This is a genomic window from Flavobacterium bernardetii (assembly GCF_011305415.1).
GTDB classification, from domain to species: Bacteria; Bacteroidota; Bacteroidia; order Flavobacteriales; family Flavobacteriaceae; genus Flavobacterium; species Flavobacterium bernardetii.
In genome coordinates this window covers 174,109-193,292 of the sequence record NZ_JAANOQ010000007.1, presented here as the reverse complement: position 1 = coordinate 193,292, position 19,184 = coordinate 174,109, and the positions used below count along the sequence as shown (strand labels likewise).

Below are 19,184 nucleotides of genomic sequence, written 5' to 3'. Positions count from 1 at the left end.
TAACAGTTGAACTTTAACTGCTCTGAATGCCCTCATTTTTTAAACATATCTCTTATATTATTTTTATTTTGATTGCACAATGTACTGTTGCGCAACAATTTAAATTTGATGTGATAAATCATGAAAAAGGTTTGTGTTCTTCAACCATTAATAAACTTTATAAAGACAGTAGAGGTTTGTTATGGATTGGTGGTGATGGAGCCGGTTTGTTTAGTTATAATGGTTATGAGTTTAAAAATTATAATAAAGTAAATCAGTATGAAAATTTATTTGTTACGGATATTATTGAAAATAAAAACAAACAATTAGTTATATCTTCAAAATATCTAGGAATTCTTTTTTTTGAAGGCAATAAGTTTATTAAACTCACAAAATTAATAGAAAAAAAAAATTCACCACAAACCCACGTTTCTAAGTTTGCAAAAACACAAAAAGGAATTTATGGTTTTAGTACTTTAAATGTTTATTTTATAAATAATAAAAATGAAGTAACAAACATAAAGGATCTTAATAATTTTTCTATTTCAAAAATAACTTCTGTAGAAACTATTAATGATACACTAATTCTTTTAGGAACTGATAAAGGATTACTTGCTTATAATGTCAAAAATAATAGCTTCGAGAGAATAAGTAATTTTAGTGAAGAAGTCACTGTTTCTAAAGGAAAAAATGTCACTGTTTTAGTTGCAGATATTCGAGGTAATATATTTGAAGCAACTTTTAAAAATACAAAACTAGACACAAGTAAATTACTTGTAACCATAAAGTCTAAAAGTGGTGGGGTTTTTAAGATTACAAATATTTTACAAAATTCCAATGGCAATATCTGGTTTACAGGAACAAAAGAAACTGGAATTGGTATCCTATATAATAAAAAAAAATATACCATTTTAGATGCTAAAAACGGAGTACCCGTTTCAGAGTATTTATCCATTTTATCAGACAATGGAATTATAAATATTGGAACCGATTATCTTGGTTTTTTTCAGTTCGGAAAACAAAGTTTTATAAAATATAACGTTACTCCCGAACTTGGGTCGCCTTATATTTTTAACATTTTAGATGTAAAGGAAAAACTATATACTGTGGTTTCTAAAAAAGGAATTTTAGAATTTGATAATACCGACTTCAATAATTTAAAATTCATCAAAACCATCCCTTTTTCAGGAAGAGTTCATGAATTATATAAAAATTTAAATAATAAACTTCTAGTTGCTTCCACAAATGGATTATTAGAATATGATGGCGTAAAATTAAACACAAAATTTAAAACCCCTACAACAAGTGTTTTTCAAGATACTTTAAGTGAAAAATATTTTGTGGGAACACCAGAAAATGGAGTATATGTATTAGATGAAAATTTTAAAGTAATAGATCAATATGTAAATAAAAATTTTCAAATTACTTATGTCAATTCGATTCAGCAGTTTAAACAAAATTTATATTTAATTTCAACCAATGCTGGAATTATTTTATTTGAATACAAAAACAGAAAACTTAATTTTAAGAAAACAATTACTAGCAAGTTTGCCTTTTTAAAATGTAAAGATCAATATGGGACATTTTGGTATAGTTCAGAAAATTCAATTAACTCAATAAATAAAAATTTAGAAGTTAAAAAATTCACAACTTCTAATGGGTTGTCTTCCACTTTAATTTATACCTTAAATACGCATAAACAATACCTTTATGTTGGAACAAATAAAGGTATTGACAAAATAGAGGTTACTAGTAAAGGCGGAATTAATAGAATTGAAACCTTAAATATTTTTAATGGATTTGATGGTTTAGAAACTAATTTTAATTCGGGTCACGTAGATAAATTTGGAAATGTATATTTTGGAACTGTAAAAGGATTGTATAAATACATAACGTATGAATATCCTAAAAATAGTCAAAAAAATAAATTAAAAATTACATCATTATCTGTTTTCAATGATGAATATGTCTTAAATAATTCTTGGTTTAATGTTCCCAAACAAAATCATAAGTTTGAAAAGAATCAAAATTTCTTAACTTTTAAATTGGGTCATTCTACAAGTGAAATCAACAAAAAAATTCACTATTCCTATAAGCTAGAAAACTATAATAAAGAATGGAGTGAACCGCAATCAAACAATGAAATAGCATTTAGCAATTTATCTTCAGGTTATTATATTTTAAAAATTAGTGAAATTGATGTTTTTTCAAATCATTCTGGTGTTGTAACAACGTATTCTTTTTCTATAAAAGAGCCTTTTTATGGAACTTGGTGGTTTTTTTCAATAATAGCCATTGTGTTTGGAGGAATTTTAAATTTTTCATTTCAAAAATCATTAAAGTTTAATAAAGAATATGTAAAATCACTTTCAGACAGCAACTTTATAGAATACAAAAAAAATTATTTGCTATACTTTGGCGTGATTGTAATTTTAACAGGTATATTTTATGTTTTCTTAAAAATTATTAGCGAACCCCAACTTATAACCCGAATTGTTTTTGGTTCCTCTTGTTTGGTGCTCTATTTTTTATCTAATTATAATATTGTTCTAAAAAATTTAAAATATATTTTCATTTCTTATTTTGGTTTATTGGTCGCTATTTGCCTCCAAAGTTTATCCTTAAATACCATTCCATTATTTATAACAATTGAGTTCTTATTAATATTGTTTTTTGCCTACAATGTATTTGATAAGTTTAAATCGTATATGATCTTCTCAGGTTTAATCTTAATTGCTTTATTTATTTTCTTTTTAAATATAAAAGGGAATAGAGAAATATATTTAATTTTAATTATTGCGAATGTTATCATTTTAATTATCAATTTTTCACGACGTTCCTATTCGTTAAATGCAAATGATAAATTAATTTTTACCAATAATATTATCAATCAATCTAACAGTATAACCTTAGCTTGTGATAATTTAGGGAATGTAAAATTCTGTAGCGATTCTATCACAAAAATTTTAGGATATTCACCACAAGAAGTGCTGGGAAAACAATTTTGGAGATTAACGGCTGATGAAGATTTTAAAGAAGTTGATTATAATGATATTTTTAAACCGAATTCCGTTTTTGTTAGGAAAGTAAAAACGAAATCAGGCGATATAAAATATATTCAATGGAGCGATACCAAGTATGGAGATAGTCTTTTTATTGCTTCGGGTTACGATATTACCGAAAAAATAGAAGTAGAAAAACAATATCAAAATCTAGTTCAATCAGCTTCCGATATAATTTACGAATTAGATCAATACGGAAATTATATTTTTATTAATGAATATACCAAAACATTATTAGGTTACACTTCCGAAGATGTTATTGGAAGAAACTTTAGTTTAATAATTGTGGAAGAGTATTTAGAAAAAGTAATAAATCACTATTCAAAAATTCCAATTGATAAAAATAATTTTGATGTTATAGAATTCCCCATTCATAAAAAAAATGGAGAACAATTATGGATATCTCAAAACGCAACAATTAAAAGAGATTTTAATGGAAAAATAATTGGATATTCAGCCATTGCAAGAGATGTTTCACTTTCTAAGAAAATTGAAATACGTGAAGCTATAAGACACGATAGAATTAATCGATTAAATTCTGTTTCTAACAAATTGGCTACTTTAAATTTCTTGAAATTTGGAACCACTAACGAATTAATTGAACACATTACAAAAGAAGCTGCAATTGGTTTACAAATTGACCGTGTGAGTCTTTGGTATAATTACGAAGATCATATTGATTTATGTAATATTTATGTGCAACATGAAGATAAGCATTATTGTGATTTAACTATTTATAAAAAAGACTTTCCTGTTTATTTTGATATTATTCAAAATCAGCCAATTTTAGTCTCAACAGACACACAAGATGATGCGCAAACTATAGAGTTTAGAGAACATTATTTTAAATTATATGATATTAAATCGTTATTAGATTTTCCTTTATATCTTTCTGGAGAATTAGTCGCTATTACTTGTTTTGAAGCCGTAAAAGAAATAAAAAACTGGTCTGAAGAAGAAATTAATTTCGCGAGAACAGTTTCAGATATCATAACATTAGCGCTTGAAACTATTAAAAGACAAAATGCCGAAGAGCTAATTATTTATAAAAGTGATCTTTTAACATCAATAACAAAAACAACTGAAATACTGCTACAAACTACAAATGAAGACAAGGTTTTTGAAGATTCTTTAAAATATGTTGGAGAAACCACAAAAGTTAATAGGGTTTATTACTATAAAAATGATTTGGACACTAATCTTCTAAATAAAATGTATGAATGGGTAAGTGTTGAAAGTTTTAAAGAAATAGATAATCCAGAATTACAAAATATTCCACATGATGCTTTTCCAGAATTTATGGGAGTAATTATTAAAAACAAACCCTTCTTGTCAATTGTTAAAGAAATTCCTGATGGTGATTTTAAAACTATTTTGGAAGAACAATCTATTTTATCCATTTTAATTTTACCAATCTTTATCAAGAAAGTGTTTTATGGCTTTTTAGGTTTTGATGATTGTACCACCGAACGTATCTGGAATTCTGATGAAATAAATATTTTACAAACATTAACCAATAATATTTCGGTTACTATTGATCGTATTCAAAGTGAAAATATTATTAAAGAAAGTGAAGAAAAATTCAAACTTTTAGCTAACAATATTCCTGCAACTGTATATTTAATTAAAGAAGACGAAAAAAGAAACATCATTTTTATCAATGATGAAATTGAAGTGTTAACAGGCTATAAAAAACAAGAAATCATAAATACCGATTTTCATATTTATAATCTGTATCATCCTGAAGATAAAAAAAATGCGGTAAAAATTATTCAAAATGCGCTAAAAGAGCAAAAATCATATAAAGTGACCTGTAGGATTATTAGAAAAGATGGCGGAATTGTTTGGGTGGAAGAGTATGGGGAAGGAATTGTAAAAGACGGAAAAGTAGAATATTTAGAAGGTGTATTGATTGATATTACCGAAAGAAAACAAGCGGAAAAAGCCGTTATTGAAAAAGAATTAGCCGAATCTTCAAATAAATCAAAATCGGAGTTTTTGGCAAATATGAGTCATGAAATCCGAACACCTTTAAACGGAATTATCGGATTCAGTCAGTTGTTGCTAAATACAGATATCGATTTACTACAAAAAGAATATTTATTAACGGTAAATCAATCTGCAGAATCACTTTTAGAAATTGTAAACGATATTTTAGATATTTCAAAAATTGAAGCAGGTAAACTAGTTTTAGATTTAAAGAAAACAAAATTATATCCAATAGTTTATCAAGCAATAGACTTAATAAAGTTTAATGCTAATGTGAAAAATTTAGAAATAATTGTAGATATTAAAAACGATGTGCCTTGTGACGTGGTTGTAGATGATATTAGAATAAAACAAATTTTAATTAATTTATTAAGCAATGCCGTTAAGTTTACACATGACGGTCAAATAGAATTAATAATTTCAAATCAGGGCTCAGAAAACAATAAAACAAAATTAAAATTTGAAGTTATTGATACCGGAATTGGTATTAAAAGTGAAAATAAATTTAAAATTTTAGATGCTTTTTCACAAGAAGATTCCTCCACAACCAGAAATTATGGAGGGACTGGTTTAGGGCTTTCCATTACTAATAGATTATTAAATTTAATGGATTCTAAATTAATAATTGAAAGTGAAATTAATAAAGGAAGTAATTTTAATTTCGAATTGACTATTGATGCAAAATTTTGTAAATCTCATAAAAAAGTTGAAAACATAATTATAGAAAACGCTTTAGTGATCGATAAAAACGAAAGAGCAGGAAATGTTTTAAATGAATTATTAAAAAATTATGGTGTTAATAGTGTGTGGCATAATAAATTTAAAGAAATAAATTTAAACGAAAACGATGCACTATTTGTAGATTATCATTCCTTGTCGGAAACCCAATGGCAACAAATTTTACTGGCACAAAAAGCAGCTAATTTTTATCTGTATATCATGCAACCCATAATTTCTAGTAATGTAGAAAATTTATTAAATGAGAAAGTTAAAATCTTACTGAAACCATTTAAAATTGATGCTTTACAAAAAGAATTAAACCATAAAAAAAACACGTTATCTCTTGAAATTATTAAACCAGAAAATAATATTGAATTAGGAAATTCTAAAAAAATTAAAATTTTAATTGTGGAAGATAATAAAGTAAATATGCTTTTATCTAAAACTTTAATTTTAAAACAATTTAAAAACGCAATAATTATTGAAGCTGAAAACGGTGAAGAAGCTATTGAGAAATTTAAAAAACATAAACCACATATTACATTAATGGATATTCAAATGCCTGTTAAAAACGGATATGAATCTGCAGAGGAAATTTTACAAATTAATCCGAAAGCCATTATTATTGCATTAACTGCAGGAATATTTACTGGCGAAAGAGAAAAATGCTTAGAAATAGGAATGGTAGATTTTGTGGTAAAACCATTAGATAAAGAACTTTTCGACAATAAACTTTTAAAATGGATTAAAACACTTTAAAAGCAACTTTTATTACCTTTGCAATTCAATACGATACTAATGACTCAAAATAAAATAGGTTTTTCAAAACTAAGTAAAGAAGAAAAAATAAACTGGATTGCTACGAATCATTTTGCTAATCCTAATGAAGCGATAGCCGTTTTGCATCAATATAGAAATTCCGATGAAGCACTTCAAAAACTGCACGATGAATTTATAGAAAATACGCTAACGAATTTTTATTTGCCATTAGGTGTAGCACCAAATTTCACCATCAACGGAAAGAATTTTACGATTCCATTCGCAATTGAAGAAAGTTCGGTTGTGGCTGCTGCAAGTAAAGCTGCCAAATTTTGGGGCGCTCGTGGCGGATTCAAAACAACTATTTTAGGAACAGAAAAAATTGGTCAAGTTCATTTTACCTATGAAGGCGACAAACAAAAACTAACAGAGTATTTCAATTTCGTAAAACCTTTTTTACTTTCTGAAACGGAAGGCATTACCAAAAACATGCAAAAGCGTGGTGGCGGAATTTCCGATATTCAATTAGTCGATAAAACTGAAGCTTTAGAAAATTATTACCAATTGCATGCGACTTTTCAAACGAAAGACAGCATGGGTGCGAATTTTATCAACTCGTGTTTAGAACAATTTGCGAAAACGTTCAAAAATAAATCAGAAGAATTTGGTATCGATACCATTCAAATTGTGATGAGTATTTTGAGCAATTTTGTGCCGAATTGCGTAGTTCGTGCTGAGGTTTCTTGTCCAGTTTCGGAACTGAATGAAGATGCAACCATCACATCAAGTGAATTTGCAGAAAAGTTTTTAACCGCTGTAAAAATCGCAGAAGTAGAACCTTACAGAGCTGTAACGCACAACAAAGGCATCATGAACGGAATCGATGCAGTGGTTTTAGCAACAGGTAACGATTTCCGAGCTGTGGAAGCTGGAATTCATGCTTATGCAAGTAAAGATGGAAAATATACCAGTTTGTCTCACGCAAAAATAGAAAACGGAATTTTTACTTTTTGGTTAGATGTTCCTTTAGCTTTAGGAACCGTTGGCGGATTAACGAATTTACATCCATTAGTAAAGTTTTCTTTGGAAATGTTAGGACATCCTTCCGCAACAGAATTAATGGAAATTGTAGCCGTTGCCGGATTGGCTCAGAATTTCGCAGCTTTACGCTCGTTAACCACATCTGGAATTCAACAAGGACACATGAAAATGCACTTGAACAATATTTTAAACCAACACCAAGCCACAAAAGAAGAAAAACAAGTAGTTGTTGCACATTTTGAAAACCAAACCGCTTCGCATAATTTAGTGGTGGATTTTTTAGAGAGTTTAAGAGCCAAGTAAAAAGTAAAAAGTAAAAAGAATCCATTAAAATACCTTTGCGAGCCTTGCGTAAAACCTTGCGAGCTTTGCGGTTAAACAAAGAAAAAAAACAAAAATCAGCGTTGCGAAGCATCTGTTAAATCAGCGTGCCAATTAACACAAATAAAAAAACACCTTTGTGAGCCTTGCGTAAAACCTTGTGAGCTTTGCGGTTAAATATTATGACAAATAAATTCTACTCTAACGGAAAACTCCTAATCACAGGAGAATATTTGGTTTTAAATGGCGCTAAAGCTTTAGCGTTACCGACTAAATTTGGGCAATCGTTAACTGTTTCTTCATTGGTAGAAAAAAAAATATTTTGGACGAGTTTTGACACAGATAAAAGTATTTGGTTTGAAACCGAACTTTCGTTTGAAGACATTGTTTTACGAAAAGACTTCGAAGAAGAACATGCTATAAAACACACTTTAGTCGAAATTTTACATCAAGCGAATCTTCAAAATCCAAATTTTTTAACTTCGGAAACGGGTTATAAAATTGAAACGGAATTAACATTTCCAAGAAATTGGGGTTTAGGAACGTCTTCCACCTTAATCAATAATATTGCGCAATGGTTGCAAATTGATGCGTTTGAATTGCTTCGAAAAAGTTTTGGTGGAAGTGGGTATGATATTGCTTGCGCGCAACACAATTCGGCTATTACATATCAGTTGAATGCCGAAGAAAAACCTATTGTTGAGGTCGTTGATTTCACTCCAAATTACACGGGTAATATTTTTTTTGTTTATTTAAATAAGAAGCAAAATAGTCGACATGCGATTAAGAATTACATGAATAAGCAACAATTTTTAACTAAAAAAACGGCTACAATTTCTGAAATTACAAACCGAATGGTGCTTTCTCCAAATTTCGAAATTACAACTGGTTTGTTAGACCATCACGAAATTATTTTAAGCGATATTTTAGAATTGGAAACCGTAAAAGAACGTTTGTTTCCAGATTTCAAAGGCACGATAAAAAGTTTAGGTGCTTGGGGCGGCGATTTCGTAATGGTGCTTTCCAAAGAAAATCCAACACACTATTTTACTTCGAAAGGTTATGATACTATTTTGACGTATGAGGAAATGATATTAATCTAATAATAGATTCTTAAACTTATACCCCAAAACCTTCTCCAATTTTTCACTAGAAACTATTTTTCCAATATTAGTTTCGTTTTCATTAAATAAAGGAGCAATCAAATGTAACTGCTTAGCTTTTTCGGTATAATAGTTTTTCCTTGTCGGATGATTGGGTGCGACTGCGTTGAAAGTTTCATTCCATATTTTGTCATGCTGAACTTGTTTCAGTATCTCACATAAAATTCCAATACAATCTTCTTGATGTATTAAGTTTATCGGTGCTTCTGGATTGGCAGCATTGGTTTTTCCAGTTAGCATTTTTACAGCATTTCGGTCTTCGCCGATTAAACCTCCAAAACGGATTATTGTGGTTTGAAAATTAGAAGTATTTCGCAATAAATTTTCGGCTTCCACTAATTGTTTACCACTTTCTGTATCGGGATATATAACGCTTTCTTCTGTAACGGTCGGAATCAAATCAGATTCACTATAAACAGAAGTCGAACTAATAAAAATTACTTTTTCAATAGTTGAACTTTCAATAAATGGAAGTAGGATTTTAATTTTATTTACAAATATTTTTTCAGTAGTTGCTTCTGTAATTTTTCTCAATCCTGGCGGAATATCAATAATCAGAATTTCAGAATCGTTTAAAAATTCGGAAATAGTTCCCGTAATTTCATCTTCAGAAAGTGTAACTAAAAACGGTTCAATTTTATGAGATTGTAAAACGTCTAATTTACTTTCTGAAGTTGTAGAGCCTTTAACTTCGTAACCTGTTTCAATTAATTTTTGGGCCAAAGGAAATCCTAACCAACCACAACCTAATATACTTATTTTCATTTACATTTCTTTTTTAACCAATACATAACCTTCATTTTCCACTGCCATATAACCTTGATCGTATACGAAATAATAAACATTTCCAGTTTTTGTGGTATACACGGAAGTAATTAAATCGAAATCGAAACCTTTGCTAATTAATTTATTTTTAGTGGTTTTGGTTTTGCCTTCTGGGTTTAATTCGGATAAAACTCTATAGTTTTTACGCAATTTGTTGTTAATGTTGCGCATTAAATTGGTATGGTCTTTATTCATTTTATTGTTGTAGGCATTTCTGCAACCGTCGCTGCAAAACTTTTTGTCTTCTCGACCTACAATTTTTTCGTGGCATTCTAAGCAGTTTTTCATGGCGTATAATTTTTCTTTTTTTACTTCGTAAAACTAAATTTAATTTCTTCTTTACTTTCTTCTAAATAGACATAAACATTCATTAGGTTGTCTCCAATTTTCTCATAGGTTAATCCGTCAAAATAAAATCGGTTGTTTTCAATTTTTATAAATTTAAATGTTTCAGGTGTGCTTTCTTCCCATGGTTTTAAGTCGCCACTAAAATGTCTAATTTGCATTAAAATGGTTTTGTCTTTTTCAATTATCTGACCGAATTCGTAAAAAGAAACCTTATTATCATTCAATAATTTAAAACAGAACATCATGGTTTTTCCGCTTGGTTCGTCCCAATTTTCTTGACAAACTCCAAATGGAGAAGTGCCTTTCCAGTTTCCAGCCAGCCATTTTACATCTTCTAATGTCGCGTTTGGCGAACCTTTTTCGTCATTGTATTGTAAGGTGTTTTGAGAAAACCCAATGGAAGTTACAAAAAACACAAAAAGTAAAATGATTTTTTTTAAAGTAGTAGTTTTCATAGTAGTGCGTTTAATTTCAAGTAAATATACAATTTCTTTTCCAATTACAAACGACAACAAACATTTACAACCGATAGTAAATGAATAATTACCGAATAACCTTTTGAACCCACCACATCTTTGCACTGTCGAAATGAAACAACGAGTTCAATTACAAGTTCAATAAGAATATCAAGATACAATTCGATATAAAATAAATATAAGATTTTTGGGATTTCTTTAATTTCTTAAATCTGTGTTTTAAAAAAGAATCATTTTTAATTAATATAAACATTTAAATTTTACACGCCATTATGAAAAACAGAGTACAATTAATCGGACACGTAGGGCAGGAGCCAGAAATCAAGAATTTAGAAAACAGAAAATTAGCCAATTTTTCTATCGCAACGAATGAAAATTTTACGAATGCGAAAGGAGAAAGAGTAGAACAAACCGAATGGCATAGAATCACCGCTTGGGGGAAAACTGCCGAAATCATTGAAAAATATGTTTCAAAAGGAAAAGAAATTGCCATTGAAGGAAAGTTGTCACATAGAAGTTACGAAGACAAAGACGGAATTAAACGTTATGTAACGGAAATTGTTGCTAATGAAATTCTTTTATTAGGAGGAAATAAACAAGAAATGTCATAGAAAACTATATAAGCCAAAATTAAATTTACACGCCATTATGAAAAATTCAGTACAATTAATAGGACACGTTGGTCAGGAACCAGAAATTAAAACTTTAGAAACAGGAAGAAAATTAGCGAATATTACCATTGCAACAAACGATGTGTATTACAAAGAAAACGGTGACAAAGTGGAAAAAACGGAGTGGCACCGAGTTACTGCTTGGGGAAAAACAGCTGAGATTATTGAAAAATACGTTACAAAAGGAAAAGAAGTTGCCGTAGAAGGAAAATTAACGCACAGAAGTTACGACGATAAAGAAGGCAATAAACGGTATATCACTGAAGTTGTAATAAATGAAATCTTATTGTTAAGTAAATAATTTTGGTATGCAAGTTAAAGTATTTTCTATCGGATTAGACGCTGAAAAGTTGGAAAAAGACCAAAATGTGTTGAATGAATTTTTAGCAACAGTCACTTTTAAGAAATCCAGTACGCAATATGTAGAAACAGAAAATTATTGGTCGGTGCTTGTACATTATGATGAAAATGAGATAACAAAACCAGCGAGTTTGGTACGTAAATCATTTGAAGATTTAAATGCAAAAGACCAACAAGTTTACATGTATTTGAAAGAATGGAGAACGAATAAAGCAGAAAAATTGCAGCAAAAAAATTATTTGATTTGTCACAATTCAGAATTAATTGATTTAGCCATGTATAAGCCAAGTAACCTGGACGAATTACAACAAATTAAAGGTTTCGGACCACAAAAAGCAAATAAATTCGGAGATGATATTTTAGCAATTTTGAATGCGGTGTAAATCGTGTTTAAATGAGAAGAGCAACTAAACTAGTTGCTCTTTATTATTTTCATTCATTCATTAAACGTCCAAATTCTTCAAAAAATAAGCCTAAATGGTAACCATCAACTAAACCGTGATGCACATGAACCGACATTGACATGAATTTTTTATCGTTGTCAGTGGTCATTTTTCCAAAAGAAAATTTCGGACAACTATCTGGAAAAGTAAAACTTCTAGAATGAGAAATAGAAGTAAAATTAATCCAAGGTAAGGCTGAAAAATGCACGATGTTTTCGTTGTATTCTCTTGTGAAAAGTCCGGAAGTATTTTTAACTCGAGTAGCTTCCGTGTTGTAGTTTTCAATAAAAGCATTTAGATTTTCATTGTATTCAATTTCTGAAAAGCCAAATGTTTTATCGTCGCGTAAAATCGTTGATGAAATGTTTATTTTATCATATATAAATACTTTTTCATCTTGAATTCTATATCTGAAATTTTCTGTTTTATTAACTGCAACTAACGTTTTGTGTAAATAATAGGTAAAAAAACTTACGCCTAATTCTTTTGATTTTGCGTATGCTCTTGTACAATCAAATTGAATGGTTGTGCCAAAAAAAGGCTCTTCAAATTTACAGAAAAACTCAAAGTGTTCTTTTCTATTCCAAGTTGATAGGTCGAGTTCTTGCTTCATTTTTTAATTATAAAATCTCAAAAAGTTCAGTTAAATTAGTAATGGCTTTAAAATTTTCGTGTTGAATTTCAAAATCAATTTTTTCGTATTCCCAAGTCGTGTGATACGGAATATGGATCCCAATTCCGCCAATATTTAAAACAGGCAATACGTCAGATTTTAACGAATTTCCAATCATAATAAAATCTTTTGGCTCACATTCTAAACGATTTAGCATTTTGGTATAATCCAAATCTGTTTTATCGCTCATTACTTCAATATGGTGAAAATAAGTTCCTAAACCCGAATCGTGTAATTTTCTATGTTGGTCTTTTAAGTCGCCTTTTGTTGCCACAACCAATTTATATTTGCCTTTTAATTGTTCTAAAACTTCGGTAACGTTTGGTAATAATTCGACTGGTTTTTGTAATAAATCTTTACCAATGTTTACTATTTTCTCAATTGCAGTTCCATTGATTTGATGGTTGGTTAATTCCAAAGCCGCTTCAATCATGGATAATGTAAACGCTTTAATTCCAAAGCCATATAAAGGTAAATTCTTTACTTGGTGATTTAAAATCAACTGTAAAATTTCTTGTTTAGATGCAAAATCTTGAAACAATTCGCAAAATTTTGCCTGCGCCTCATCGAAATAAGGTTCGTTGTGCCAAAGCGTATCGTCAGCATCAAATGCGATTGTTTTTTTTGTCATGATTTTGTTTTTATCCAATTACTGCACCATTACCAACACCATCTGTATCTGGATTTACGAAAACTAATTTTCCTTCTGGTGTATTCGTTAGTAAAAGCATGCCTTCACTTTCTACACCACGTAAAGCTCTTGGTGCTAAGTTTACTAAAACCGTTACTTTTTTTCCAATGACTTCTTCCGGTGTGAAATGTTCTGCAATTCCAGAAACGATTGTTCTTACATCGATTCCAGTATCGACTTTTAAAACCAATAATTTGTTGGCTTTTGGCATTTTTTCTGCTTCGATAATCGTTCCGATTCGTAAATCAATTTTCGCGAAATCTTCAAAAGAGGTTGTTTCTTTTTGTGGTGTTACCGTTGCGTTTTCTATTTGATTGGCGGTTTTTGTAGCTTCCAATTTGTCTATTTGTTTTTGAATTTCTGCATCTTCAATCTGTGCGAATAAGATTTCAGCTTGACCGATTTTATGATTGGCTTCTAATAAATCAGATTTTGTTGCAACGTCATTCCATGATGAAACGTTACTTTGTAAAATCTTACCTAATTTTTCAGAAGTGAAGGGTAAAAACGGCTCGCATAAAATTTGTAATGCTGTTGCGATTTGCAGCGCGACATACATTTGCGTTTTGACACGTTCCGGATTTTCTTTCACCATTTTCCATGGTTCTTCATCCGCTAAATATTTATTACCTAAACGTGCTACGTTCATTAATTCGCCTAAGGCTTCTCTGAATCGATATCTTTCAATTGAACTTGAAATAACTGCTGGATACGCTTTTAATTCCGCTAATGTTTGTAAATCAACTTCTGAATATTCATTTGGCGTTGGAACAATTCCGTCGTAATATTTATTCGTTAAAACCACAACTCTGTTTATGAAATTACCGAAAATAGCTGCTAATTCATTATTGTTTCTTGCTTGAAAATCTTTCCAAGTGAAATCATTATCTTTTGTTTCCGGTGCATTTGCCGTTAAAGCATAACGCAACGAATCTTGTTTTTCTGGGAAATCTTGTAAATATTCGTGTAACCAAACTGCCCAATTTTTAGAAGTTGATAATTTATTTCCTTCTAAATTTAAGAATTCGTTGGCTGGTACATTATCTGGTAAAATATAGCTTCCTTCTGCTTTTAACATCGCTGGGAAAATGATACAATGGAATACAATATTGTCTTTTCCAATAAAGTGAACCAATTTCGTATCAGCATCTTTCCAATAGGGTTCCCAGTCTTTTCCTTGTTTGGCAGCCCATTCTTTTGTTGATGAAATGTAACCAATTGGCGCATCAAACCAAACGTATAATTTTTTTCCTTCGGCACCTTCAACTGGCACATCAATTCCCCAATCTAAATCACGAGTTACGGCTCTTGGTTCTAAACCACCATCAACCCATGATTTTACTTGTCCGTACACATTTGGTTTCCAGTCGTTTTTATGACCTTCTAAAATCCATTCTCTCAAGAAAGATTCGTATCTGTTTAAAGGTAAAAACCAGTGTTTTGTTGCTTTTAAAATTGGCGTTTCTCCCGTTATTGTACTTTTCGGATTGATTAAATCTGTTGCGTTTAATGTTGAACCACATTTTTCACATTGGTCGCCATATGCTTCAGGATTGTCGCACTTTGGACAAGTTCCTGTCACAAATCGGTCTGCTAAAAACTGATCGGCTTTGGCATCGTATAATTGTTCTGTAACTTCTTCTATAAAATCACCTTTTTCATATAATTTTCTAAAAAATTCTGAAGCGGTTTTATGATGAATTTCAGAAGAAGTTCTAGAATAATTATCAAACGAAATTCCGAAATCTATAAACGATTTTCTAATAATTCCGTCATATTTATCAATCACTTCTTGTGGTGTAATTCCTTCTTTTTTGGCTTTCATTGAAATCGCAACACCATGTTCGTCACTTCCACAAATAAAGGCGACATCTTTTCCTTGAAGGCGTAAATATCTAGCATAAATATCTGAAGGAACGTAAACACCTGCTAAATGACCAATATGAATTGGTCCGTTTGTATAAGGCAATGCCGCTGTAATGGTATATCTTTTTGGATTTTGTAACATATTTTTTGTTTTAACGCAAACGCGCAAAGTTTTTATCTACTGCAAAAATAAGTTTTTACGCACTAATAGGCGAATTTATTTTGAATTTGTTTAAATTTGAAATCAACATTTAAAACATTTCATGAATAGATATTTCATAATATTTTTTCTTTCTTTAATTTCATATTCACAAAACAAAATGAAAATTCCACCTTATTTAAAAAAAGGCGACACCGTTGCTATTGTTTGTACTGCTCGTAAATTTTTTCCTGAAGAAGCCAAACCGGCGATTGATTTGCTGGAATCTTGGGGATTGAAAGTGAAATTAGGTAAAACAATTGGATTAGATAGTTGTCAACTTGGAGGTACAGATACGGAACGCGCTGCCGATTTTCAGGAACAATTAGATAACGATAATATCAAAGCGATTTGGTGTGCTCGTGGTGGATATGGAACGGTTCGAATTATTGATATGATTGATTTTTCGAAGTTTAAAAAACATCCAAAATGGGTGATGGGTTTTAGCGATGTTACCGTTTTACATAGTCATATTAATACTTTAAATGTGGCGACTTTGCATTCCATTATGCCGTTTACAGTTCCTAAAGCTCCGGAAGAAGTTAAGGAAACATTTAAAAACGCACTTTTCGGAATTAAAAATTCGTACACTATTCCTTCAAAACCGTATGATAAAAAAGGTGTGGCTAAAGGAGAATTAGTTGGAGGAAATTTATCTATTATTTATAGTTTATTAGGTTCGAAATCATCTATTGATACGAAAGATAAAATTCTGTTTATTGAAGATTTAGATGAATATTTATATCATATTGACAGAATGTTGTACAACATGAAACGCAATGATTATTTCAAAAATGTGAAAGGAATTATTGTGGGAAGTATGCGTGATATGCATGATAACGAAATTCCTTTTGGACAAAATGAAGTGCAACTTATCTCTGAGATTGCTAAAGATTTGAATATTCCTATAGCTTTTGAATTTTGTGCCGGTCATCAAAAAGATAATAGAACTTTAGTGCTTGGAAGTCAAGTTGTTTTTGAAGTAAATGAAACTGAAATCAAAATAACTTTTGAATAGACAATGGCAGATCATAACGAATTAGGAAAATTAGGAGAAGAATTAGCTGTAGATTTTCTAACAGAAAAAGGTTATGAAATTTTAGAAACGAATTGGTTTTTTCAAAAAGCAGAAGTTGACATTATTGCTCAAAAAGAAAATATTTTAACTGTTGTTGAAGTTAAAACAAGAAGTAGTGTTGATTTTGGTTTGCCTCAAGATTTTGTAAAACCCAAAAAGATAAAATTATTGGTAAAAGCTATAAATGAGTATGTTATAGCAAATGATTTAGATGTTGAAGTTCGATTTGATATTATTGCCATTCATGTTGGTGAAGGAAATGTTAAAATTGAACATCTGGAAGAGGCTTTCTATTATTTCGACAATTAAGTTACAATTATAACATTTTGTTTTATATATTTGTAAACTAAACACATACACAAAACACACAAACAAATATGAAAACAGTTGCATCCGTAGTTGAAAAATATTTAAAAACAAAGCCTTTTTTATTGAGTTCTTTATCTGAAGGGATAATAAATTTAACATCATTAGCAAGAATTATCATGCCTGAAATTGAAATGCATTTAGGTAAAGATATCAAGCAAGGTGCTGTGGTAATGGCTTTAAAAAGAATATCAGAAGAATTAGATTTTAAAATTAGTCATAGAGTTGCTAAGGTTTTGCAAAATCTGGGAGAAATTACGGTCCGTTCTTCGTTGACAGATTACACTTATGAAATCTCTGACACATTATTAGAAAATCAATCTAAATTAATGTTTGAAATTAAAACAAATAAAAATTTATTCTACACTTCTTCTCGTGGTGTAAACGAAACTAATATCGTAGTTAGTTCTGAAGTAAATTCAATCGTTGAAGAATGTTTAAAATCTGAAAAACTATTAAGTAAGAATGAGAATTTGTCTTCTATTACGGTAAAGTTACCTCATGAAAACGTTTCGGTTCCTGGAGTGTATTATTATATTTTTCAATCGTTAGCTTGGGAAGGAATTACAATTGATGAAGTTATTTCAACTAGTAATGAATTTACTATTATTGTAAATGAAAATCAAATTGATATTGCTTTTAGTGTGATAAAAGACTTAAAAAAATAAAAAAACTTATAAAAAAAAAGGCTGATAAATTTTATCAGCCTTTTTTTTTATAAAAATTATTCTTCTTTTTTAGCATCCATTACCCAAGTGTCCATAAAGGCAGTTGTGTAATTTCCAGCAACATAATCAGGATGATCCATTAATTGTCTGTGGAATGGAATGGTAGTTTTGATTCCTTCAATATGAAACTCATCTAAAGCGCGCTTCATTTTATTGATAGCCTCTTGTCTTGTTTGCGCGGTTGTAATCAACTTTGCAATCATTGAGTCATAATTAGGTGGAATTGTATAACCAGCGTAAACGTGTGTGTCTAAACGTACACCGTGTCCGCCAGGCGAATGTAAAACTGTAATTTTTCCTGGTGAAGGTCTGAAGTCGTTATAAGGATCTTCAGCATTAATACGACATTCTATTGCGTGTAATTGAGGTAAATAGTTTTTTCCAGAAATTGGAATTCCTGCTGCTACCATAATTTGCTCACGAATTAAATCGTAATCAATTACTTGTTCCGTAATTGGGTGTTCTACTTGGATACGAGTATTCATTTCCATGAAGTAGAAGTTTCTATGTTTGTCCACTAAAAACTCAACAGTTCCAGCACCTTCATACTTAATGTATTCGGCAGCTTTTACTGCAGCAAGACCCATTTTTTCTCTTAATTCATCTGTCATGAATGGAGAAGGTGTTTCTTCTGTTAATTTTTGGTGACGTCTTTGAACTGAACAATCTCTTTCAGAAAGGTGACAGGCTTTACCAAATGAATCTCCAACAATTTGAATTTCAATATGTCTTGGTTCTTCAATAAGTTTTTCTAGATACATACCATCATTACCAAAAGCGGCAGCCGACTCTTGACGAGCACTTTCCCAAGCTTTTAATAAATCTTCTTGTTTCCAAACTGCACGCATTCCTTTTCCACCACCACCAGCAGTTGCTTTTAGCATTACTGGGTATCCGAATTCAGCAGCTAATTGTTCCGCTTGTTCGTATGATTCTAAAATCCCAACAGAACCTGGTACACAAGGCACTCCAGCTTCAATCATGGTAGATTTAGCAGAAGCTTTATCTCCCATTCTGTCAATCATTTCTGGAGAAGCACCAATAAATTTGATGTTATGCTCTTGACAAATTTTAGAAAATTTTGCATTTTCAGATAAGAAACCATAACCTGGGTGTATGGCATCTGCATTAGTAATTTCTGCTGCTGCAATAATATTAGACATTTTCAAGTAAGATAAATTACTTGGTGGTGGTCCAATACAAACAGCTTCATCAGCAAATTTTACGTGTAAACTTTCGGCGTCAGCAGTAGAATAAACAGCAACTGTTTTAATTCCCATTTCTTTACATGTACGAATAACACGTAGAGCGATTTCACCTCTATTGGCAATTAATATTTTTTTAAACATATTTTTATAATTAGATAATTAGACAATGTGTCAATTAGACAATTAATGAAGGAAGAAAACTTCTAACTTCTAACTTC

16 protein-coding genes are annotated in these 19,184 nt (G+C 30.4%); 9 read left to right on the top strand and 7 right to left on the bottom strand.

Annotation, left to right across the window (positions count from 1 at the left end):
• Positions 1-26 precede the first annotated feature (26 nt).
• The 3 genes from G6N05_RS13060 to G6N05_RS13050 all read left to right on the top strand — a co-directional run bounded on the left by G6N05_RS13060 (position 27) and on the right by G6N05_RS13050 (position 8,974).
• A complete protein-coding gene (locus tag G6N05_RS13060; protein ID WP_166130271.1) occupies positions 27-6,509 on the top strand; it encodes a PAS domain S-box protein in 6,483 nt (2,160 codons plus the stop codon).
• 39 nt (positions 6,510-6,548) lie between these two features.
• Positions 6,549-7,853 (top strand): hydroxymethylglutaryl-CoA reductase, degradative, encoded by a 1,305-nt coding sequence (locus G6N05_RS13055; RefSeq protein ID WP_166130267.1) that lies wholly within the window; start codon positions 6,549-6,551, stop codon positions 7,851-7,853.
• Between the two features lie 200 nt (positions 7,854-8,053).
• Positions 8,054-8,974 (top strand): GYDIA family GHMP kinase, encoded by a 921-nt coding sequence (locus G6N05_RS13050; RefSeq protein ID WP_166130264.1) that lies wholly within the window; start codon positions 8,054-8,056, stop codon positions 8,972-8,974.
• Here G6N05_RS13050 and G6N05_RS13045 read toward each other — a convergent pair.
• The 3 genes from G6N05_RS13045 to G6N05_RS13035 are packed head-to-tail and all read right to left on the bottom strand — an operon-like array spanning position 8,966 to position 10,662.
• Entirely contained in the window at positions 8,966-9,799 is an 834-nt protein-coding gene (locus G6N05_RS13045; RefSeq protein ID WP_166130261.1) for a Rossmann-fold NAD(P)-binding domain-containing protein, read from the bottom strand. The genes G6N05_RS13050 and G6N05_RS13045 overlap by 9 nt on opposite strands.
• Entirely contained in the window at positions 9,800-10,147 is a 348-nt protein-coding gene (locus tag G6N05_RS13040) for a hypothetical protein (RefSeq protein ID WP_166130258.1), read from the bottom strand.
• Positions 10,148-10,167: 20 nt separating this feature from the next.
• Positions 10,168-10,662 (bottom strand): DUF6265 family protein, encoded by a 495-nt coding sequence (locus tag G6N05_RS13035; protein WP_166130255.1) that lies wholly within the window; start codon positions 10,660-10,662, stop codon positions 10,168-10,170.
• Between the two features lie 293 nt (positions 10,663-10,955).
• Between G6N05_RS13035 and G6N05_RS13030 the strand changes: the two genes are divergently transcribed.
• From G6N05_RS13030 to G6N05_RS13020, 3 genes are read left to right on the top strand one after another with little or no spacing between them, the layout of a single operon-like run.
• Entirely contained in the window at positions 10,956-11,294 is a 339-nt protein-coding gene (locus G6N05_RS13030; protein WP_166130251.1) for a single-stranded DNA-binding protein, read from the top strand.
• A gap of 37 nt (positions 11,295-11,331) precedes the next feature.
• Positions 11,332-11,655 (top strand): single-stranded DNA-binding protein, encoded by a 324-nt coding sequence (locus tag G6N05_RS13025; protein ID WP_166130247.1) that lies wholly within the window; start codon positions 11,332-11,334, stop codon positions 11,653-11,655.
• A gap of 7 nt (positions 11,656-11,662) precedes the next feature.
• On the top strand, positions 11,663-12,097 hold the full coding sequence (locus G6N05_RS13020) for an HRDC domain-containing protein (RefSeq protein ID WP_166130242.1): 435 nt from the start codon (positions 11,663-11,665) through the stop codon (positions 12,095-12,097).
• A gap of 49 nt (positions 12,098-12,146) precedes the next feature.
• On the opposite strand, the gene G6N05_RS13015 is transcribed toward G6N05_RS13020, so the two are convergent.
• From G6N05_RS13015 to metG, 3 genes are read right to left on the bottom strand one after another with little or no spacing between them, the layout of a single operon-like run.
• The gene (locus G6N05_RS13015) at positions 12,147-12,770 is read right to left on the bottom strand and encodes a chloramphenicol acetyltransferase (RefSeq protein ID WP_166130238.1); all 624 of its coding nucleotides are present in this window, start codon (positions 12,768-12,770) and stop codon (positions 12,147-12,149) included.
• A 7-nt stretch (positions 12,771-12,777) separates the two neighbouring features.
• Entirely contained in the window at positions 12,778-13,461 is a 684-nt protein-coding gene (locus tag G6N05_RS13010) for an HAD family hydrolase (protein ID WP_166130235.1), read from the bottom strand.
• 10 nt (positions 13,462-13,471) lie between these two features.
• The gene (gene metG, locus G6N05_RS13005; protein ID WP_166130231.1) at positions 13,472-15,529 is read right to left on the bottom strand and encodes a methionine--tRNA ligase; all 2,058 of its coding nucleotides are present in this window, start codon (positions 15,527-15,529) and stop codon (positions 13,472-13,474) included.
• A 178-nt stretch (positions 15,530-15,707) separates the two neighbouring features.
• On the opposite strand from metG, the gene G6N05_RS13000 reads away from it, so the two are divergent.
• The 3 genes from G6N05_RS13000 to G6N05_RS12990 all read left to right on the top strand — a co-directional run bounded on the left by G6N05_RS13000 (position 15,708) and on the right by G6N05_RS12990 (position 17,698).
• Positions 15,708-16,604, top strand: coding sequence for a S66 peptidase family protein (locus G6N05_RS13000; protein ID WP_166130228.1), 897 nt, complete (start codon positions 15,708-15,710; stop codon positions 16,602-16,604).
• A gap of 3 nt (positions 16,605-16,607) precedes the next feature.
• Entirely contained in the window at positions 16,608-16,973 is a 366-nt protein-coding gene (locus G6N05_RS12995; RefSeq protein WP_166130225.1) for a YraN family protein, read from the top strand.
• A gap of 68 nt (positions 16,974-17,041) precedes the next feature.
• Positions 17,042-17,698: an aspartate kinase gene (locus G6N05_RS12990; protein ID WP_166130222.1), complete on the top strand. Its 657-nt coding sequence runs from the start codon at positions 17,042-17,044 to the stop codon at positions 17,696-17,698.
• Positions 17,699-17,754: 56 nt separating this feature from the next.
• Here G6N05_RS12990 and accC read toward each other — a convergent pair whose 3' ends face one another.
• Positions 17,755-19,107 carry an acetyl-CoA carboxylase biotin carboxylase subunit gene (gene accC, locus G6N05_RS12985; RefSeq protein WP_166130218.1) on the bottom strand — a complete coding sequence of 451 codons (1,353 nt, stop codon included), beginning with the start codon at positions 19,105-19,107 and terminating at the stop codon, positions 17,755-17,757.
• Between the last annotated feature and the right edge of the window lie 77 nt (positions 19,108-19,184).

Excerpts from the sequence above, each read along its gene's own strand:
- G6N05_RS13060 (WP_166130271.1), top strand. The coding sequence starts at position 27 with ATGCCCTCATTTTTTAAACATATCTCTTATATTATTTTTATTTTGATT.
- G6N05_RS13055 (WP_166130267.1), top strand. The coding sequence starts at position 6,549 with ATGACTCAAAATAAAATAGGTTTTTCAAAACTAAGTAAAGAAGAAAAA.
- G6N05_RS13050 (WP_166130264.1), top strand. The coding sequence starts at position 8,054 with ATGACAAATAAATTCTACTCTAACGGAAAACTCCTAATCACAGGAGAA.
- G6N05_RS13045 (WP_166130261.1), bottom strand. The coding sequence starts at position 9,799 with ATGAAAATAAGTATATTAGGTTGTGGTTGGTTAGGATTTCCTTTGGCC.
- G6N05_RS13040 (WP_166130258.1), bottom strand. The coding sequence starts at position 10,147 with ATGAAAAACTGCTTAGAATGCCACGAAAAAATTGTAGGTCGAGAAGAC.
- G6N05_RS13035 (WP_166130255.1), bottom strand. The coding sequence starts at position 10,662 with ATGAAAACTACTACTTTAAAAAAAATCATTTTACTTTTTGTGTTTTTT.
- G6N05_RS13030 (WP_166130251.1), top strand. The coding sequence starts at position 10,956 with ATGAAAAACAGAGTACAATTAATCGGACACGTAGGGCAGGAGCCAGAA.
- G6N05_RS13025 (WP_166130247.1), top strand. The coding sequence starts at position 11,332 with ATGAAAAATTCAGTACAATTAATAGGACACGTTGGTCAGGAACCAGAA.
- G6N05_RS13020 (WP_166130242.1), top strand. The coding sequence starts at position 11,663 with ATGCAAGTTAAAGTATTTTCTATCGGATTAGACGCTGAAAAGTTGGAA.
- G6N05_RS13015 (WP_166130238.1), bottom strand. The coding sequence starts at position 12,770 with ATGAAGCAAGAACTCGACCTATCAACTTGGAATAGAAAAGAACACTTT.
- G6N05_RS13010 (WP_166130235.1), bottom strand. The coding sequence starts at position 13,461 with ATGACAAAAAAAACAATCGCATTTGATGCTGACGATACGCTTTGGCAC.
- metG (WP_166130231.1), bottom strand. The coding sequence starts at position 15,529 with ATGTTACAAAATCCAAAAAGATATACCATTACAGCGGCATTGCCTTAT.
- G6N05_RS13000 (WP_166130228.1), top strand. The coding sequence starts at position 15,708 with ATGAAAATTCCACCTTATTTAAAAAAAGGCGACACCGTTGCTATTGTT.
- G6N05_RS12995 (WP_166130225.1), top strand. The coding sequence starts at position 16,608 with ATGGCAGATCATAACGAATTAGGAAAATTAGGAGAAGAATTAGCTGTA.
- G6N05_RS12990 (WP_166130222.1), top strand. The coding sequence starts at position 17,042 with ATGAAAACAGTTGCATCCGTAGTTGAAAAATATTTAAAAACAAAGCCT.
- accC (WP_166130218.1), bottom strand. The coding sequence starts at position 19,107 with ATGTTTAAAAAAATATTAATTGCCAATAGAGGTGAAATCGCTCTACGT.